General features: G+C 67.0%; 18 protein-coding genes and 1 pseudogene. 11 read left to right on the forward strand and 8 right to left on the reverse strand.

Annotation, left to right across the window (positions count from 1 at the left end; all coding sequences use genetic code 11):
- The first annotated feature begins 16 nt into the window (after positions 1 to 16).
- Both LTT66_RS22315 and LTT66_RS22320 read left to right on the forward strand, forming a co-directional pair.
- On the forward strand, positions 17 to 766 hold the full coding sequence (locus LTT66_RS22315) for an acyltransferase (RefSeq protein WP_195064648.1): 750 nt from the start codon (positions 17 to 19) through the stop codon (positions 764 to 766).
- A gap of 75 nt (positions 767 to 841) precedes the next feature.
- Complete coding sequence (locus LTT66_RS22320; RefSeq protein WP_181718797.1) at positions 842 to 1,387, forward strand: DUF1697 domain-containing protein; 546 nt, start codon at positions 842 to 844, stop codon at positions 1,385 to 1,387.
- Between the two features lie 11 nt (positions 1,388 to 1,398).
- Here the strand turns inward: LTT66_RS22320 and LTT66_RS22325 are convergent, their stop codons facing one another.
- The 3 genes from LTT66_RS22325 to LTT66_RS22335 are packed head-to-tail and all read right to left on the reverse strand — an operon-like array spanning position 1,399 to position 5,131.
- On the reverse strand, positions 1,399 to 2,652 hold the full coding sequence (locus LTT66_RS22325; protein WP_195064646.1) for a glycosyltransferase family 4 protein: 1,254 nt from the start codon (positions 2,650 to 2,652) through the stop codon (positions 1,399 to 1,401).
- Complete coding sequence (locus LTT66_RS22330) at positions 2,649 to 4,316, reverse strand: 1,4-alpha-glucan branching protein domain-containing protein (RefSeq protein ID WP_233060454.1); 1,668 nt, start codon at positions 4,314 to 4,316, stop codon at positions 2,649 to 2,651. The genes LTT66_RS22325 and LTT66_RS22330 overlap by 4 nt, the downstream gene beginning before the upstream one ends.
- Positions 4,313 to 5,131 carry a class I SAM-dependent methyltransferase gene (locus LTT66_RS22335; protein WP_233060455.1) on the reverse strand — a complete coding sequence of 273 codons (819 nt, stop codon included), beginning with the start codon at positions 5,129 to 5,131 and terminating at the stop codon, positions 4,313 to 4,315. The genes LTT66_RS22330 and LTT66_RS22335 overlap by 4 nt, the downstream gene beginning before the upstream one ends.
- Positions 5,132 to 5,395: 264 nt before the next feature.
- Here LTT66_RS22335 and LTT66_RS22340 point away from each other — a divergent pair, with 264 nt between their 5' ends.
- Positions 5,396 to 6,181 (forward strand): electron transfer flavoprotein subunit beta/FixA family protein, encoded by a 786-nt coding sequence (locus LTT66_RS22340; protein ID WP_181718794.1) that lies wholly within the window; start codon positions 5,396 to 5,398, stop codon positions 6,179 to 6,181.
- 38 nt (positions 6,182 to 6,219) lie between these two features.
- On the forward strand, positions 6,220 to 7,176 hold the full coding sequence (locus tag LTT66_RS22345; RefSeq protein ID WP_043695803.1) for an electron transfer flavoprotein subunit alpha/FixB family protein: 957 nt from the start codon (positions 6,220 to 6,222) through the stop codon (positions 7,174 to 7,176).
- A 110-nt stretch (positions 7,177 to 7,286) separates the two neighbouring features.
- Here LTT66_RS22345 and LTT66_RS22350 read toward each other — a convergent pair whose 3' ends face one another.
- A complete protein-coding gene (locus LTT66_RS22350) occupies positions 7,287 to 7,943 on the reverse strand; it encodes a Uma2 family endonuclease (protein ID WP_233060456.1) in 657 nt (218 codons plus the stop codon).
- 109 nt (positions 7,944 to 8,052) lie between these two features.
- On the opposite strand from LTT66_RS22350, the pseudogene LTT66_RS22355 reads away from it, so the two are divergent.
- The 3 genes and pseudogenes from LTT66_RS22355 to LTT66_RS22365 form a co-directional block, all read left to right on the forward strand.
- Positions 8,053 to 8,152 (forward strand): annotated as a pseudogene (locus tag LTT66_RS22355) (FAD-binding protein); the annotation flags it as partial.
- Positions 8,153 to 8,383: 231 nt separating this feature from the next.
- Positions 8,384 to 8,605 carry a hypothetical protein gene (locus LTT66_RS22360; protein ID WP_233060457.1) on the forward strand — a complete coding sequence of 74 codons (222 nt, stop codon included), beginning with the start codon at positions 8,384 to 8,386 and terminating at the stop codon, positions 8,603 to 8,605.
- A gap of 403 nt (positions 8,606 to 9,008) precedes the next feature.
- The gene (locus LTT66_RS22365) at positions 9,009 to 10,064 is read left to right on the forward strand and encodes a cobalamin-independent methionine synthase II family protein (RefSeq protein WP_233060458.1); all 1,056 of its coding nucleotides are present in this window, start codon (positions 9,009 to 9,011) and stop codon (positions 10,062 to 10,064) included.
- Positions 10,065 to 10,279: 215 nt separating this feature from the next.
- On the opposite strand, the gene LTT66_RS22370 is transcribed toward LTT66_RS22365, so the two are convergent.
- From LTT66_RS22370 to LTT66_RS22380, 3 genes are all read right to left on the reverse strand, one after another.
- The gene (locus tag LTT66_RS22370; RefSeq protein ID WP_233060459.1) at positions 10,280 to 10,957 is read right to left on the reverse strand and encodes a hypothetical protein; all 678 of its coding nucleotides are present in this window, start codon (positions 10,955 to 10,957) and stop codon (positions 10,280 to 10,282) included.
- Positions 10,958 to 11,214: 257 nt separating this feature from the next.
- A complete protein-coding gene (locus LTT66_RS22375) occupies positions 11,215 to 11,424 on the reverse strand; it encodes a DUF397 domain-containing protein (protein WP_233060460.1) in 210 nt (69 codons plus the stop codon).
- Positions 11,421 to 12,314, reverse strand: coding sequence for a helix-turn-helix domain-containing protein (locus LTT66_RS22380; RefSeq protein ID WP_233060461.1), 894 nt, complete (start codon positions 12,312 to 12,314; stop codon positions 11,421 to 11,423). The genes LTT66_RS22375 and LTT66_RS22380 overlap by 4 nt, the downstream gene beginning before the upstream one ends.
- 237 nt (positions 12,315 to 12,551) lie before the next feature.
- Here LTT66_RS22380 and LTT66_RS22385 point away from each other — a divergent pair, with 237 nt between their 5' ends.
- The 3 genes from LTT66_RS22385 (at position 12,552) to LTT66_RS37460 (ending at position 14,583) form a co-directional block, all read left to right on the forward strand.
- Positions 12,552 to 13,253 carry a hypothetical protein gene (locus tag LTT66_RS22385; protein WP_233060462.1) on the forward strand — a complete coding sequence of 234 codons (702 nt, stop codon included), beginning with the start codon at positions 12,552 to 12,554 and terminating at the stop codon, positions 13,251 to 13,253.
- 5 nt (positions 13,254 to 13,258) lie between these two features.
- Entirely contained in the window at positions 13,259 to 13,519 is a 261-nt protein-coding gene (locus LTT66_RS22390) for a hypothetical protein (RefSeq protein WP_233060463.1), read from the forward strand.
- 134 nt (positions 13,520 to 13,653) lie between these two features.
- Positions 13,654 to 14,583 (forward strand): IPT/TIG domain-containing protein, encoded by a 930-nt coding sequence (locus tag LTT66_RS37460; RefSeq protein WP_408638660.1) that lies wholly within the window; start codon positions 13,654 to 13,656, stop codon positions 14,581 to 14,583.
- Positions 14,584 to 14,735: 152 nt separating this feature from the next.
- Here LTT66_RS37460 and LTT66_RS22400 read toward each other — a convergent pair whose 3' ends face one another.
- Positions 14,736 to 15,593, reverse strand: coding sequence for a LysR family transcriptional regulator (locus LTT66_RS22400; RefSeq protein ID WP_233060466.1), 858 nt, complete (start codon positions 15,591 to 15,593; stop codon positions 14,736 to 14,738).
- A 112-nt stretch (positions 15,594 to 15,705) separates the two neighbouring features.
- Between LTT66_RS22400 and LTT66_RS22405 the strand changes: the two genes are divergently transcribed.
- Entirely contained in the window at positions 15,706 to 16,995 is a 1,290-nt protein-coding gene (locus LTT66_RS22405; RefSeq protein WP_233060467.1) for an NAD(P)/FAD-dependent oxidoreductase, read from the forward strand.
- Positions 16,996 to 17,145: the final 150 nt, after the last annotated feature.

A 17,145-nucleotide genomic window follows, 5' to 3' on the forward strand; every position in this document is an offset into this window, starting at 1 on the left:
GACAGGAGAGCCGTTCGTGACGAGCATGTGGGGCGCACCGTTGCGCTCGCGCTGGCGGGGATCGCGCCGCCGGGATCCGCGGCAGGCGCGTTTTCTGACGCCGGCGTCGCTGCGCTGGGTGCTCGCGAACCGGGCGTACACGCCCTGGTATCTGGTGCGCTACTACCGGCTGTTCAAGTTCCGCCTGGCCAACCCGCACATCGTCCTGCGCGGCATGGTCTTCCTCGGCCGGCGCGTGGAGATCCACGCGACGCCTGAACTGAGCCGGATGGAGATCGGCCGCTGGGTGCACATCGGCGACGGCAACGCGATCCGCTGCCACGAAGGCTCGCTGCGCATCGGCGACAAGGTGGTGTTCGGCAAGGACAACGTCGTCAACACCTACCTCGACATCGAGATCGGGGAATCGACCCTGGTCGCCGACTGGTGCTACATCTGCGACTTCGACCACAAGATGGACGACATCAACGTCCCGATCAAGGATCAGGGGATCGTGAAGAGCCCGGTCCGCATCGGCCCCGACACCTGGATCGCCGCCAAGGTGACCGTGCTGCGCGAGACCAGCGTCGGCCGCGGCTGCGTGCTCGGCGCGCACGCTGTCGTCAAGGGCGAGATCCCGGACTACAGCATCGCCGTCGGCGCACCGGCCAAGGTGGTCAAGAACCGCAAGGCGGCCTGGGAGGCCGGAGCCGAGAAGCGGGCCGAATACCTTGCGGCCCTGGAGGACATCGCGCGCAAGAAGAACGGGGCCACGCAGTCCGCCTGACGGGCGCGCTGCTCGGCTGGGTCGCCGCTCGGTGGACGCGCGGCTTCGTCGGTGCGGGCGAGTAGCTTCGCCGGTATGACTGCCTACGCCGCCCTGTTGCGCGGGATCGCGCCGAGCAATCCGAACATGAGCAACGAAAAGCTACGGGCGGTGTTCGAGTCGCTCGGTTTCGAGGGCGTCGGTTCGGTGCTGGCCAGCGGCAACATCGTGTTCCGCAGCGCGGAGACCGACGTACCCGCGCTGGAGGAGCGCATCCAGCAGGCATTGATCCGCGAACTCGGGATCGGCGGCGGCACGATCATCCGCAGCCATGACGAACTGCGCGCGCTGCTGGACAGCGACCCGTTCCCCGGTCTGACCCACGGGCGCGGGACATATCTGATCGCGACGTTTCTCAAGGGCGAAGCCAAGGCTCCGGCCACCCTGCCCGAGCAACCCGACCCGCTCACCCGGGTCGTCGGCTACGACGAGGCCGCACGCGCCTTCCTCGCCGTCATCGACAACAGCGAGCCGGGCAAGACGCCGGACTTCATGGCCTGGCTGGACAAGACGTACGGCAAAGACATCACCACCCGCACCTGGCTCACCGTCGAGCGCATCGTCAAGAAGCTCGCGGCCTGACCCAGGGCCGGCTACTTCGGATCGCGTTCCGGCAGCGGACGTTCCACGATGGTCGGGCGGCCCAGCGGATTGCGTACCCGCCGCTTGGCCGACTGGTACACCTGGGCGGTTTCCGCGGCCACCACGTCCCACGCGAAATCGGCGGTGAGCCGTTCCCTGGCGGCGTAGGCCCGCTGCTGCGCTGCGGTGGGGTCGTCGAGGGTGGCGCGCACCGCCTCGACCAAGCCGTCCACGTCCGCGGGCTCGAACGAGGCGCCGGTGACGCCGTCGATCACGGCCTCGCCCAGGCCACCGGCCGTCGAGGTGATCAGCGGGGTGCCCGCCGCGGCCGCCTCCAGGGCGACGATGCCGAAGGGCTCGTACCGGCTGGGCAGCACGATCGCGTCGGCGCCGTGCAGCCAGCCGAGCAGTTCCGCATGGTCGAGCTGACCGGCGAAGGTCACCGCGCGGGCGACGCGGTGCACGCGGGCGCGCTCGCGCAACCATTCGAACTGGGTGCCGACGCCCGCCACGGTCAGCGTGGTGCCGGGGTGGGCCCGGCGGATGCGCGGCAACGCGGCGATCGCGTCCTGCACGCCCTTCTCGTACTCCAGCCTGCCCACGTACAGCAGCCGCGGCGGACCGCTGCGCGGCGAGCGCGGACGAAACGTCCACGCGCCCACGTCGATTCCGTTGCGGATCACCGTCATCGGGATCCGCTCCGGACCATACAGCCGCTCGACTTCGTCCTGCATGGACGAGGAGCAGGTGATCAGCGCGTCGGATTCGTTGGCGAGCCACCACTCCACCGAGTGCACCTGTTTGTTGACCTTGCCCGCGACCCAGCCGCTGTGCCGCCCGGCCTCGGTGGCGTGGATGGTCGACACCAGCGGCACGTCGTAGTACTCGGCCAGGGCGATGCCGGGATGGGCGACCAGCCAGTCGTGCGCGTGCACCACGTCGGGCGTCCAGCCGTCGCCGATGCCCGGCTTGCCCAGGGCGACGCCGGCGCGCACCATGGCATGGCCCATGGCCAGCGTCCAGGCGAGCATGTCCTCGCCGAAGTCGAACAGCGGCGGGTCCTCCGCTACCGCCACCACCAGCACCCCGTCGGCGATGTAGGAGTGGGTGGGATGCGTCGAGGAGTCGGTGCCGGAGGGCCGCCGGGACAGGACGACCACCTCATGGCCCCCCGCGGCCAATTCGACGGCGAGGTGATGCACGTGCCTGCCGAGCCCGCCCACCACGACCGGTGGGTACTCCCACGACACCATCAAAATCTTCATGCAAGTCCTTCTGCGGCCGAGCCCGGGTCCGCCGGTTCCGGTCCGTGGTCCGCGGTGGCGGGGCCCGGTCCTGGCGCGGCGGCGGATATCGCCCCGGTGACGCTGGGTACGGACCCCGCGGAGGTGAGTCGTCGCGCGTCCACGCCGGGGAAGAGTCCGTCAGCCGCCCCCCATCCTGCCGCCAACTGCCGTGCTTTGGCGACTTGGCCCGCCCCGACGGCCGCGGCGATTTCCCGCACCGCGTGCGCGTGGCGGTGCGCGCGGTCGCGCGCGTAGCCCGCGGCGGAGTCCTTGCTGACCATGAACGCCCAGTCGCTGGAGACGGTCAGGATCGCCTCGCGCAGCAGCTGATCGGCCACCTGGTCGCGCAGACCGGGGGCGCCGCCCTGTGCCGCGCGCATCTTGTCGACGGTGTCGAGGGTCAGCCGCACGATGTCGTCGTTCAGCTCGACCAGATCGCGGACCTGCTCGCCCGCCCACACCCGCCAGTCCTTGCCCGAACCCCAGGACGAGTCGGCCAGCGGCACCGGTTCGCCCAGGTAACCGCGGGTTCGCGCGTCGGCGAGGGTGCCCACGGTGACGCCTGCCTCCGGCAGCGCGCGCAACACCTGCGCCAGCCATTGCGGCCCCTCGTGCCACCAGTGACCGAACAGTTCGGTGTCGAACGCCGCGACGACGAGGGCGGGTCGCCCGATCCGCTCGGACTCGGAGATCAACCGCTCACGGACGGTTCGCACGAAGTCCTCCACGTCCCGGCCGACCGTGGCGGCGGCCAGTGCGGGATCGTAGGGAGCCTTGTCCGGGCCCGCGACGGTCTTGCCGGTGACCCGGGCGGGTTTGAGACCCGTCGCATGGTCATAGTGATGAAAGTCACGGTAGGCGCCATGGCCGGGATAGCCCGACTTCGGCGACCAGACCCGGTAGCTCACCTGCAGATCGCGTCCGAACGCGACCACGTCGGAATCCCGCACCGGACGGCCGAGCGTGGTGTCGCCGCGTAGCGCGGGGCCGTCGACCATGAAATGTGTCACACCCGCGGCGGCGTAACCGGCCTCCATGCCGGGCGTGTATCCGCATTCCGGCGCCCAGATGCCGGTGGGTGTGCGGCCCCAGCGGTGCCGCGCGTCCGCCAGGCCCTCGGTGAGCTGGAACTGGCGCAGTCGCGGATCCAAGAGCGGCTGGAACGGGTGGGCCAGCGGGCCGCCGAGCAGCTCGATGGTCTCCGCGTCGACGAGCGTGCGCCAGACCGGCGCCGCGCCGTGCCGCCAGTGCTGCTCGAACTCGGCCAGCGCCGCGGCGGCCAGGCGGTGTTCGTGCCTGCCCAGCGCGACATTGCCCGCCATGGCGGCCTCGTCGGCGCGCAGCTGCCAGTTGCCCAGCCAGTGGTGCATGCCCGCCAGGCAGTGCGGATCGTCCAGCTGCGCCGCGAGCACCGGAGTGATGCCGAGGCTGAGCAGATGCGAACGGCCCTCCGCGGCCAGCGTGCGCAGGACCTCCACCACGGGCAGGTAGGAGGCGGCCCAGGATTGGTAGAGCCATTCCTCGCCGACCGGCCAGCGGCCGTGGTGGGCCAGCCAGGGCAGGTGGGAGTGCAGGACCAGGGTGAACTGGCCCGGCACGGGGCTTGCGGCGTGCCCGCCGGGCACGGTACTGCGATCGGTCAAGGCTTCACCGCGATGGCGACCAGATCCAAGCTCGCGTCGATGTCCGCCTCGACCAGCACGAAGTCCTCCACCGTGACGCCCGCGACGTCCGCGGTCAGTTCGGCGGGCCAGGGCTCTCCGGCCAGCGCCCGTTCGATCTGGGCGTCGATGAACGACCCGCCGTGCTTGGCGTCCAAGGCTTTCAATCCGGGCCCGTGCTGCACGCCGACCATGCTGGAGACCTCGAAACCGGCGTCGACCAGCAGTTCGGTCAGCTCTGCCGCGTTCAGTTCCCTGGTGTGGAACGGGTTGAGCGGAGTGTCGCGGCCAGGGGAGAAGGTGATCCGGTTGGGCGTGCTGATCAGCAGTTCGCCGCCGGGCCGCAGCACGCGCAGGCATTCCCGCAGGAACTGGGACTGGTCCCAGAGGTGCTCGATCACCTGGAAGTTCACCACGACGTCGACCGAGGCGTCCTCGAGCGGCAGCTCGGCGAGGTTGCCCTGGATCATCTCCACGCGCGGATACCGTGCGCGCACGTGCTCGACGGCGCCGGTGTCGTAGTCGAGCCCGATCACCTTGGTGGCCACCTCGGCGATCATGTCCGCGCCGTAGCCCTCCCCGGACCCCGCCTCCAGCACGGTCTTCCCGGCGCAGCGGTCGAGCAGCCGGGCGTAGGCGATCTCGTGCCTGCGGAACCAGTAGTTCTCCTCGGCGATGCCGGGAACGGTGCGCTCGCCGGTCAGCGGCAGCGGTTCGACGGCGCCGGTGTTCGTCTCGGGGTCCGCGCTGATACCGGTCGGGTCGACCACTGCGGCAGGGATCACAGCCTCGCTCATCGTTCCGACGTTACTGGCACGGCATCCGCGCGGGACACCCCACCCGGTCGGCCCCGAAGTGCGGCTTCGGACGGCCCTGGGAGGGGTCGCCGAACCGGCGCACTGTATCGCGTGGTAACCACTTGTGAGAGAGAAGCCACTAAGTTACCCACGGGTAACTTAACGTAAGGTAATGTCACGGCCTGAGCCACCCACCCGGACGTACGGCGCAGCTCGTGCGACCACCACATACGCGTAACCAGAACAGGAGGTCGACGAAGACCGATGCCGAACATCGTCGTACTCATCAAGCAGGTTCCCGACACTTGGTCCGAGCGCAAGCTGACCGATGGTGACTACACCCTCGACCGCGAGGCCGCCGACGCCGTTCTCGACGAGATCAACGAGCGCGCCGTCGAAGAGGCGCTGCTGATCAAGGAGGCCCAGGGCGGCGAGGTCACCGTGCTGGCCGCCGGCCCGGACCGCGCCACCGAGGCCATCCGCAAGGCGCTGTCCATGGGCGCCGACAAGGCCATCCACATCAACGACCCGGCCATCCACGGCTCCGACGCCGTGCAGACGGCGTGGGTGCTGGCGAGTGCGCTCGGTCAGGTCGAAGGTGTCGAGCTGGTCATCGCGGGTAACGAGGCCACCGACGGCCGGGCGGGCGCCGTGCCGGCGATCATCGCCGAGTACCTGGGCCTGCCGCAGCTGACGCACCTGCGCAAGCTGACCGTCGACGGCGAGAAGATCACCGGCGAGCGCGAGACCGACGACGGCGTGTTCAAGCTGGAGGCCACCCTGCCTGCGATCGTCAGCGTCACCGAGAAGATCAACGAGCCGCGTTTCCCGTCCTTCAAGGGCATCATGGCCGCGAAGAAGAAGGAAGTGCAGACCTTCACGCTGGCCGACCTGGGCGTCGACCCGTCGACCGTGGGTGTCGCGAACGCGGGCACCACCGTCACCGCGGCCACGCCGAAGCCCCCGCGCACCGCGGGCGAGAAGATCGCGGACGAAGGCGACGGCGGCACCAAGATCGCCCAGTACCTGATCGGCCAGAAGATCATCTGATCTCGGCAGCGCTGCAGACTTCCTAGGAGAGAACACAAATGGCAGAAGTACTTGTGCTCGTCGAGCACGCCGAAGGTGCGATCAAGAAGGTCAGCACCGAACTGCTCACCGCGGCCCGCGCCCTCGGCGAGCCCGCCGCAGTCGTGCTCGGCACGGCGGGCACCGGCGAGAAGCTGGCCGAGGCGCTGGCCGCCGCGGGCGCCGAGAAGATCTACATCGCCGAGTCCGACGATGTGGAGAACTACCTGGTGACGCCGAAGGTCGACGTGCTGGCCGGGCTGACCGAGGCGGCCTCGCCCGCCGCGGTCATCGTCGCCGCCACCGCCGAGGGCAAGGAGGTGTCGGGCCGCCTCGCCGCCCGCATCGGTTCCGGCCTGCTGGTCGACGTGATCGACGTGAAGTCCGACGGCACCGCGGTGCACTCCATCTTCGGTGGCGCGTTCACCGTCGACGCCAAGGCCACCGGCGACGTGCCGGTGATCTCGGTCCGCCCGGGCGCCGTCGAGGCCTCGGCGCAGGCCGGTGCGGGCGAGAAGGTGACCGTGGAGGTGCCCGCGCAGGAAGAAGGCGTGGTCAAGGTGACCTCGCGCGAGCCGGTCGTGGCCGGTGACCGTCCGGAACTCACCGAGGCGGGCATCGTGGTCTCCGGTGGCCGCGGCGTCGGCTCGGCCGACAACTTCTCGGTCGTCGAGGCGCTGGCCGACTCGCTCGGCGCGGCCGTCGGCGCCTCCCGCGCCGCGGTGGACTCGGGCTACTACCCGGGTCAGTTCCAGGTCGGCCAGACCGGTAAGACGGTCTCCCCGCAGCTGTACATCGCCCTGGGCATCTCCGGCGCGATTCAGCACCGCGCGGGCATGCAGACCTCGAAGACCATCGTCGCGGTCAACAAGGACGAAGAGGCGCCGATCTTCGAGATCGCCGACTACGGCATCGTGGGCGACCTGTTCAACGTCGCGCCGCAGCTGACCGAAGCGGTCAAGTCGCACAAGGGCTGATAACTCCCAGCGCTGTCGAACGGCCCCGGACTCCGGTCCGGGGCCGTTCGCATCGGAGAGGCTCGAGGCGGCAACGACATCTTATGGTCGCGGTGCCCGCCACACCCCGGTCAGAAGGCGAGTGCGGTCCAAGGTATGTCGATCGGGAATGGGTGTGTGAACGACACGTTCTCTTCCTTTTCGCCGCCATTGGCCCACTCGCCGACGAGCCGATATGCAGCCGGGTGCAACGGTCTGACCCCATCGGGTAGCTGCGCGTATCCGGTCTCCAAACCGTACGCGCGAATGAAAGCAATGGCGCTGACATCCGCCTTCAGCGTCACTTCCCAGTACCACGGAATCCCGGCCTTCGCGTAGCGTGCCGCCTTGGCGGCGAGGACGGGGGCAGTGTTCGACGGTGAGAGCACTTCACCAACGAGAAGTGTGTCGGCTGCCCGTACGTCCTGGTATGGAGGCAGACAGCGGTGCACGAGGAAGTCTGGAGTAAGGAAGTCGGACTTCCCGTTCGTTCCGAGAAATACATTCGTCTCGAACTCGGCCTCCCAGCAGCCTTCGGGCCGTACTGACATATCCGCACGCGCACACCGCTCGATCTCGTTGACGATCCGGCGGGTGAACCGCTGATGTTCTCGGGGACCACGGCGCATCCACACCACACGCCCCTCCCAGAGCTCGATCTGTTCCGCGATCTCCTCGGGTAGACGCTCCAGTTCCTCCCAGGTCATGTATTCGGGGAGGTCAGGGCGCTCGGCGCGGGGGACGGACATGCCGCAATGATAGCCCCGGAAATATCTGTGGCTTCGACCGTTTTTCGCTGATAAGCAGTCCTGCCTGCCTCCGCAACGACGAGGATCCGCCGCTACAAGGGACCAGCTCGGTCGCGGTGTCGGTTCCGCCGACAACTTCTCGGTGGTCGAGGCCCTGGCCGACTCGCTAGGAGCGGCCGCCGGCGCGTCGCGCGCCGCGGTCGACCAGAACGAAGAGGCGCCGATCTTCGAGATCGCCGACCACCCCGAGTCGCTCTCCGATGCCCACCCATGCGCAGTGTGATCGGTTGAGGTGCAGTGGCATACCCGTCAGATGGCCCTGGACTGCTCGTGGTCGGCACGGTCGACGACTTCGTCCGCCGATCGGATGCGTTGCTTGCTAGTTTGTTGGCGTCAAGTCCCCCGAAGGGGGGGAGTCATCGACACTAAGGGGATCAGAAGTGAAGAAGACAGTTACGGGACTGCTGATGGGCGCGCTGGTCACGGGGGCCTTGATCGCCTCGGCACCTGCGGCGCAGGCAACGGTGTATCCGACCGAAAAGGAATGCCTGGCCGCCGCGAAGCAGGAGGAGAAGCGGCGCAATGCTGCGGGCGACATCAATGTGCCTGATTACAGCTGCAAGCGTGTAGGCAACGGCTGGCGAGTGGGCATCTTCCGCTGATCGAAATGGTGAGGGCGGGCTGACCTGGTCCGCACCGCCCTCGCCGCACAACCCCAGGACCACCGCGTCGATTGCTGCGCGGTGGTTCTGTTTCGTTTTCGCCTCCCGAAATGCTTGCCTCCGATTGCTATTCGGCCTGGTCGGGCCGCCGGAACTCGAGTGTGAGACTGATGATGGCCTGTCGAAAGGCTGCGCGGCAGGCCGGTTCGGCGGCGGCCGACTGTGCAACTCGAGTCCCGCGATCAGCGAACGCTCGGTTTGTTGTGCTCGGTCAGGAAAGGTCGGCGCGAAATTCGTGCGAACTCTCGAGGTCGGTTGAGCGAAAATCGTGACCGATGCGAAAGAAATTACGGTGCAGGTGATTTGGCGTCGGAGAGGCAGGTGGCGGACTTACACTCGGCCGGTGAGCATCCCAACGGAACCGATCGGTAGCATCCCTCGACCTCACGACCTGTTGGCCGCCATGGCCGACGATTCCGGCGACGCCGCCGCGCTCGCCGAACTCCAGCGGAGCGCGGTCGCCGAGACCATCCGCAAGCTGGAGGAACTCGGCTCTCCCGTGGTCACCGACGGCGAGCAGTCCAAGCCGAGCTTCGCCACCTATCCGATTGCCGGGCTGGAGAATCTGGCCCCGGACGGGGCGGTCATCCCGTTCGCCGACGGACACCAGAGACAGCTGCCCCGGCTGGCCTCGGGCCCGTTCCGCTACGCCGCGCACGCGGCGGACTATCTGCGCGACGCGCAGCAGCACGCCACCGTTCCGGTGAAGCAGGCCGTCATCGCGCCGTCGGCGCTGAGCCTGCTGTATCCGGTCGACGGAATCGAGGATTACCCCCGCGAGCAGTTCCTCGCCGATCTCGCGGACGCGGCCGAGGCCGACATCCGCGGCTGCCTGGAGGCGGGCGCGCACCTGGTGCAGCTCGACTTCACCGAAGGACGGTTGTCGCTCAAGCTCGACCCCAGCGGGGGAGTGCTCGACCAGTTCATCGAACTCAACAATTCGGTGCTGGACCGGTTCTCCGACGAGGAGCGGGCCAGGATCGGGGTGCACACCTGCCCGGGCGGCGACCAGGACTCGACGCACAGCCTGGACGTGGACTACGTCCAATTGCTGCCGAAGCTGCTGCAACTGCGGGTGGGCGCGTTCTACCTCCAGTTCGCCAGCGAGCCCGACCCGGAGAAGGTGCTAGCCGTGGTCGCCGAGCACCTGCCCGCCGACGCGCGGGTGTTCATCGGCGTCACCGACCCGATCGACCCGCAGGTCGAGACACCCGAACAGGTCCGTGACCGGGTGCTGCTCGCCGCTCGCTTCCTTCCCGTCGATCGGTTGGGCACCTGCGACGACTGCGGCTTCTCGCCGTTCGCCGACGACACCTCCACCTCGCGGGAGACCGCGTTCGCCAAGATTCGTGCGCGCATTGAGGGCACGGCGCTGGCGTCGACGGAGCTGGGCGTCTGACCGCAACGAGACTCGGGCGACTGACCCGCTCCAGGCCGTGTAGTGGCCGGGAGCGGGGCCGGTCGACTCGGTTGGGTTGCGAGTTGCGGTCAGGCGGGGCGGTTGAATTCGCCGCCTGCATGCCTGTGGTGAAGGCGTCCCACTTACCTGGTGTGTCTGGGTCCCCGTCAGGCTCAACAAAGGTCTTGCCTGCTGCGCGCCGTCACGCTCATGCTCTACTCCTGCCAGATCGTCAGATTGAACGTCGCGGTCGGATCATCGCCTTCGGCAGTCTTCGTAAATGTCGCGGCAGCCACGACACCGTTGCCGGTGATACACACTACGTAATTCCGTTGGGGACCAAAAACCTTTTCGGTAAACCTGGTATTCCTCTTGCAGGCTTCGAACGTCGCGGGGGGTGAGTCGAGCCTCGCAAGCTTCAGCGGAGCTTCGGTGAAGAAGGTCAAGTAGCGCATCTCGACGCCGATACCGTAATCCTTGGTGGGCAAGGGACATTCAGATAGTCTGCCGATGGGCAGACGGTAGCCATGTGCAATGTCGATAGCGCAATTGTCGACCAGTACCGTGCCAGCTGGGATGTTCGATACCGATGCCGTCGTCGATGCTTGTGAAGAGATCGCTGGCGTCGTCGGTGCGGAAGCGATCGCGGATGTGGACGTCGCGGGTGGAGTCGACACAGGTGCCGTCGCGCGCCCCACGAACACACCGGCTCCGGTCAAGGCGACGATGAGGCCGGAGATTGCGGTAATCCAAGCTGGTCCGATCTCGTGGAGTCGAGCACGACGACTACGCACGGGTTCAGGTGTCGGCGACCCATCTTGCCGTGATGGTGGTTGTTGCTGTTCAGGTTGATTCGCACGGGAGCCCCCCGTGGGCGGATGCTGCTCGCTCACCCCGCAGAGTCTATGGGCACGACAACATCAGTGTCGTGGAATGTGTTGACACAGAGTTGGAGTCGTTGAATTCGATCAGGATCACCGTATGCATGGTCGGCGGCGAAGGTGAGGAACCGCCGGGTTCTCGAAGGGCTCTGAGCATCGTCCGATAGACGGTCAGCGGTTCCGATGGACGCATGTGGACCGGCCCCGTCCCGGTCCCTGCGGTGGGCGGGGCGGGGCCGGTCGTTCTCGGTTAGGTGTGCGAGTGCTCGTCAGGCGGGGCGGTTGAATTCTCCGCCCCGCACGCCTGTGGTGAAGGCGTCCCACTCGCCTGGCGCGAATACCAATGCCGGGCCGGTCGGGTTCTTGCTGTCCCGGACGCCGATCATGCCGCCGCCCAGCCATGCCACTTCGACGCACTGCGAACCGCTGGCACTGCGGCTGCTCTTGAACCACTTCGCCCCGGATAGGTCACCGTTCACCGCTCGTAACTCCTTGCCACCCGCCGGAGCAGGTCTCGCGATTCCACTTCACCCAGGCACGTGTCCCGTATAGCCGAGGCGAGCTCACTGTAGAGCCGAATTTCCTCGGCTTTCTCCAGGTATACATCCTGTGCCGGTCCGCCCTCCAAGTAAACGATCGGCGGTTCGACCGGCACGCCTTTGGCGTTCGTATCGAACTCCATGATGATGAACAGACCGTGTGGCATTCCCCAGGCGAGCCCCGCGCTGAAGGGATGTATCCGCAGCGTGACGTTGGGCAGCTTCGAGATTTCGGCCATGTGGCGGTGCTGGGCCGAAATGATCTTCGGTCCGCCGACCATGCGGTGCAGTGCCGATTCGTGCAGCAGTACTTCCAAAGTCGCCGGTTTTGTCTTGCGGGTGACGATGGCCTGCCGCCTCAGTCGGTGCTCCACACGCCGCTCGATGTCCTCGCTGCTGAATTGCGGATATGCCCCGATCACCGCACGTGCATAGTCTGCGGTCTGCAACCAGCCGGGGACGTGTTCGTGGTACGTGGTGAGTCGCCGCGCGGCGGCTTCCAACCCGACGTACATATTGAAAGCGCCGCTGTACAGACCGCCGTACGCGTGGTACCAGCTCTTGGCCTTCGCCTGCACCGCGAGGTCGGCCGCCGCCTTGGTGTCCGTGGCATCCACTCCGTACAGCTCGCAGAGCGCCTGCGCGTCCTGTTTACGGACTTTCTGGATCTGGCCGGTCTCCAGACGCTGGAGTACGGCGCGGGATAGATCGACCAGTTTGGCGGCCTCGGCGATGGTGAAGCCCGCCGCTTCGCGGCGGTCACGCAGGAAGCGTCCGAGTTGGCGACGCGGCAGGGTCGATGAGGGGCCTTCTTCATCAGGGTCGGTCACGCAGGTCTCCTGGAAGTGAGTCGTGCGGGAGTGGAAATCGATCTGGTTCCGCTCGGGAACCGAGCACCGTCCTGGGTCATCGAGCAGATCAGGAATGGGTGCCCGTTTTTGAGCGTATGCGCTGGTCACCGGTGGTGTGCTGGTTTTCGGCGATCGAGGCGGAAACCCGCGCAGGTGTGCTGCCTCATCCCGAATGAACTCGAATCCACACGTCTGCAACACATTCCGGGAGCAACGATGCACACTCAGCAGATCGGCACGACCGGCCGACTCGCCTCGCAGAAGAGCCGGAAGTCGAATGCCGTAGGGCTGGTGCGGACCGACGTGTCCGGACCGCACGCGCCTAGGCACGCGACCGAGATACGCCGCCACGCCGAAGGATTGGGCTACCACTACCTCTACACCGTCCGGCCTCCGGAAAGAGAGGTCGACCCGGTCGGATACGCGCTGGCCATCGCCGTCGGCGTGCACGCCGACGCCCTCGTCGTCCACGATCTGACCACCGTGGACAACACCCCCGCCCGATTCTGCGAGACGTGCGACCTGGAGACGGTGTGCCCCGCGGTGACGTGGACGCGCGCGCGGCCCGGCGCGATCGGTCCCGGCCACGCCCACCCCGACCATCCGCTCACCGTCCCCGAGGCGCATCGAGTCATGCAGCAGCACAGAGGATGTCGTGCCGCCACCTGCCCACGGAAGGCGTCGGCGCTCAGCTGCCTGGTGCGGGCGGGCAAGCTCGTTCCGCCGGTATCCAGCCCACGCGAACGCGCCGCCGCCCGTGGCCTGGCGTTCGATCCGCCCGCTGGCCCGCTGCCCGTATCGCCTGGCCCCGATCTGGAATTACTGCTGCATGTGCTGGACGCGCTCAGCGCCTCCATCGCGGACTCCCGCAGCCCGGCATCCCGTCTCTCCGGTGTCACGCGAACCGAGCGGGACTGATGTGGATGCACGAGATCCATCACACCGAAGTCGGCGGCTATCAAGCGAGTTGGCGGCTGGAAGGCCACCGCGTCGCGATCATGGTCGTGCGCTGCACATCCGACGTGACGCCGATCGCCTCGTACGGCCCCGGTTCCTACCCCGATCTCGCCCGAGCCCGTGAACTGTTGCCGCATTTGACGGGACTGTGGGATGCGGTGCGCCACGACTTCTGGTCACGTCTGCTCCCGCGCCATCGACCTTCCTCGACCACTGGATCAATCTGAAAACGGAAGAAAACGGATCAAGGGATCTATTGCCCGCGTGCCTGTAGAGACGCCTTACTGAATAGGGTCAGGACCGCGTGAGTTCGCAATCCTGGCGCAGTGGAACAATCCGCGGGCGTCGAGGAGGTCGCACGATGTCTACCACTACTTCCCTTTCTGCGGCTCCGACTCTGAACTCGGCGAGCCCACGTTCGGGTCCGATCATCGGTGGAACCACGGTCATCCTGACCGGGACGAATCTGTCCGAAGCCACGGCGGTCGAATTCGGTACCATTCCAGCGACTTCGTTCACGATCGACTCCGCAACGCAGATCACGGCTGTCTCTCCTGCCGCGACGGGAGTTGTGCACATCACCGTCACCGCGCCGAGCGGGCGGAGTAACGGCGTCTCGTTCACTTATGTCGGCAAGCCTCCGCCATCCGGTGTGAATTTCGGTCCGGGCACGTCGATCACATCCGATGGCGGACCGCCCTGCGGAAGTTGGGGCACCGTAGGGGCTGTCGGATATGACGAACTCGGCAATCTTGTGGCTCTCACAGCAGGGCACATGATGACTCGGAACACCAGATCTCAGGAGGTATTCCTCACGGGGAATCGCAGACTGGGGCCGATCGGGTATTACGCCACGTGGGCCAGGAATTGGCCAGGGTTTCCGTCGATGCGGTTTCCGGCCGACTCTTCCAAGGATTACGCGGTCATCAAGCTGGACGAAACGAAGGTCAATCCGGTCAACACGACGCCGAACGGGACCGTGATCAGCCGGATCGGTGCGGATCCGATTCCGCTTTCGGACATCATGTGCAAGTACGGCCAGGTGTCCGGAACGACATGCGGTCTCGTGATCGAGTACGAGAACAACGTCATCAGGTCATGGGCTGCCGTCATTCCGGGCGACAGCGGTGGACCGGTGACCACGCGGAGCGGTCTGGTCGGAATCACCTCCGCGATCAATCCTCTCGAGCCGTGGGCGCCGTTCCAGTTCACCGGTATTCATGGAATCCTCGACGACATCGCAGGGCAAGGACCGAACACGATCGGAATCGGATTCACTCCGCTTCCGTGATCGCTGGGATCACGAGCAGTACGATGCCGCGCTCGATCAACTCCGCGGCGATCGTCGCTGCGGACGATTTCGGAAGTCCCGTGACCGATGCCGGGGACTGCCCGCAGCCGACGTCTCGCAGCGATGAACGGCCCGCTGACGAACGACCGTCCTCAGCAGCGGTGCAGCGCCTCGAGCAGGGTGTCCAGGATCGGTGAGCGCCGGGCGTCGGCGCGCAACACCGCCGACACCGGGATGCGCAGCTTGGATTCGGCCAGTCGCAGCACCACCAATCCTTCGGTCGTACTCTCCGCGTAGAGCACGGTCCACGCGTCGGGCCGGTTGATCAGCTCCATCGTCGCCGTGTGATCGGGTGGGATCGGGGGTCCGAAGGTGGGGCCCATGGGCAATTCGGCGAACGCGTTGCGGATCACCGTGTGCAACAACACCTGCTCCTGCTCCGGCGGCAGCAGCAGGGGGTACGAACTCAGGTCCGCCAGGGTCACCGTGTCCTTCTTCGCCAGCGGATGCGCGCTGGAGGTGGCGATCACGAGGTCCTCGACCCAGAGCTGCTCCACCACGAGGCCCGGCTGGTCGACGCGGCCGCGGATGAGCGCGAGGTCACAGTCTCCGTCGGTGACCGCGGTGATGCGCTGCCGGAAGGGCTTGATCACGAACTCGATCTCCGCCTCCGAGTGCGCGGCGCGCGCGCCCGCGATCGCCGACAGCGAGCGGGTGGCGAAGGACATGTTCGCGGCGAGCCGGATGCGCGGCCCCACCGTGCGCACGGCGGCGCGGATCGCCGATTCCAGGCTCAGCATTTGTTTCGCGAGGGGAAGTAGCCGTGCGGTGGCGTCGGTGGGCACCACCGAGCGGGTCGAGCGCTCGAACAGTTGCACGCCGAGGTCGCGCTCGAGCCGGGAGATCTGATGGCTGATCGCCGACTGCGAGATGAAGCAGCGCGCGGCGGCGCCGCTGAAGCTGAGTTCCTCGCACACCGCGACGAAGTAGGTGAGCTGCCGAAGTTCCACAGCGGCCTCCTATTAATTACGAATCGAGATAAGAGTCATCTAGATTATGCGCCCACACACCTGAAATATCCGCCCTCCGGATCGCGGTTGGTAATGAGAGAAGGAGGCTGTCATGCAGTACGTGGAAGCGGGAATCGAAACCGCTGGTGTCGTCATTGTCGGATCGGGGTTCGGCGGGCTCGCCGCCGCCAAGCAGCTGGCCAAGTCGGGGGTGGACTATGTGCTGATCTCCAGCACGCCCGAGCATCTGTTCCAACCGCTGTTGTACCAGGTAGCGACCGGTGTGCTCGCATCGGAGGAGATCGCGCCGCCGATCGCGGGCATCCTGCGCCGCCATCGGGAGGCCGATGTGCGCCTGGGCACGGTGGTCGACGTCGATCCCGACCGGGCCATCGTCACTTATGAGCACGAGGGTGTGCGCCACCGCATCCGTTACGGCTCGCTGATCGCGGCCACCGGCGCCAGCCAGTCCTATTTCGGCCGGGACGATTTCGCCGAGAAGACCTTCTCGCTCAAGACCATCGATGACGCGCGGCGGCTGCGCGCGCAGATCGAGCGCGTCTTCGCCGAAGCCGCGAACGCCGACGAGCCGACCAGGCGCAGGCTGCTGAGCTTCGTCGTGGTCGGCGCGGGCGCGACCGGCGTCGAGGTGGCGGGCCAGCTGAAGGAACTCGCGAAACGGCATTACCACCAAGAGGTTTCGGTCACGATCGTGGAAGGCGCGGGCGAAGTGCTCCCGCCGTTCGGCGGCGGGCTGTCGGAGTACGCGAAGAAGTCGCTGACCCGCAGCGGCGTGGACGTGCTGCTGGGTACCTTCGTCACCGACATCGAGCACGGCAAGGTCACCGTCAAGGGGCGCGACGGCGTGGAACACGGCATCGCGGCCGAGACCGTGGTCTGGTCGGCGGGCGTGCAGGCGGGTGGGTTCGCGAAGATCCTGGCCGAGGCCACGGGCGTGGCGACCGACCGGGCGGGCCGCTTGCTGATCAACCCCGACCTCACCGTCGGCGGCTACGCCGACATCTACGCCATCGGCGACATGACCTCGCTCAACGGCTACCCCGGTCAGTCGCCGGTGGCCATGCAGGAGGGCAGGCACGCCGCCGACATCATCCGTCGCAAGAAGCAGCCCGGCACTCCCTTCACCTACTGGGACAAGGGCAGCATGGCGGTGATCAGCCGGTTCAGCGCGGTAGCGAAGCTCAACGAGCGCATCACCTTCCGCGGCGTGATCGCCTGGTTCATGTGGCTCGCGGTGCACCTGTTCTACCTGGTCGGCTTCCGCAACCGCTTCGCCGCGGTCGCCTCGTGGCTGGTCGCGTTCATCGGCACCGGACGCCCCGGCTTCGCCGAAGCGGCGACTTCGACGAAGCTACTCGCCGAGCAGAGCCGCGCCGCCTGAGTTGTTCCCGTACCTGACGAATCGCGCTGCTTCCAGCCGGAAGCGGCGCGACGGCAGGTGCGTGGCGCTGGGAAGTTCGGGATCCGGCCGAAGAACGGCGAATCGCGCGACCAAACCGCATGTCGGAAGCGGTAGCGGTGCGGAAGGACG

The sequence above is a fragment of the Nocardia gipuzkoensis genome, assembly GCF_021183645.1.
GTDB classification, from domain to species: domain Bacteria; phylum Actinomycetota; class Actinomycetes; order Mycobacteriales; family Mycobacteriaceae; genus Nocardia; species Nocardia abscessus.

Bases quoted from the DNA above. Each gene is read 5' to 3' on its own strand.
- LTT66_RS22335 (WP_233060455.1), bottom strand. From the start codon at position 5,131: ATGAGCGAGGCTGTGATCCCTGCCGCAGTGGTCGACCCGACCGGTATC.
- LTT66_RS22405 (WP_233060467.1), top strand. From the start codon at position 15,706: ATGCAGTACGTGGAAGCGGGAATCGAAACCGCTGGTGTCGTCATTGTC.
- LTT66_RS22325 (WP_195064646.1), bottom strand. From the start codon at position 2,652: ATGAAGATTTTGATGGTGTCGTGGGAGTACCCACCGGTCGTGGTGGGC.
- LTT66_RS22340 (WP_181718794.1), top strand. From the start codon at position 5,396: ATGCCGAACATCGTCGTACTCATCAAGCAGGTTCCCGACACTTGGTCC.
- LTT66_RS22385 (WP_233060462.1), top strand. From the start codon at position 12,552: ATGCACACTCAGCAGATCGGCACGACCGGCCGACTCGCCTCGCAGAAG.
- LTT66_RS22345 (WP_043695803.1), top strand. From the start codon at position 6,220: ATGGCAGAAGTACTTGTGCTCGTCGAGCACGCCGAAGGTGCGATCAAG.
- LTT66_RS22350 (WP_233060456.1), bottom strand. From the start codon at position 7,943: ATGTCCGTCCCCCGCGCCGAGCGCCCTGACCTCCCCGAATACATGACC.
- LTT66_RS37460 (WP_408638660.1), top strand. From the start codon at position 13,654: ATGTCTACCACTACTTCCCTTTCTGCGGCTCCGACTCTGAACTCGGCG.
- LTT66_RS22320 (WP_181718797.1), top strand. From the start codon at position 842: ATGACTGCCTACGCCGCCCTGTTGCGCGGGATCGCGCCGAGCAATCCG.
- LTT66_RS22390 (WP_233060463.1), top strand. From the start codon at position 13,259: ATGCACGAGATCCATCACACCGAAGTCGGCGGCTATCAAGCGAGTTGG.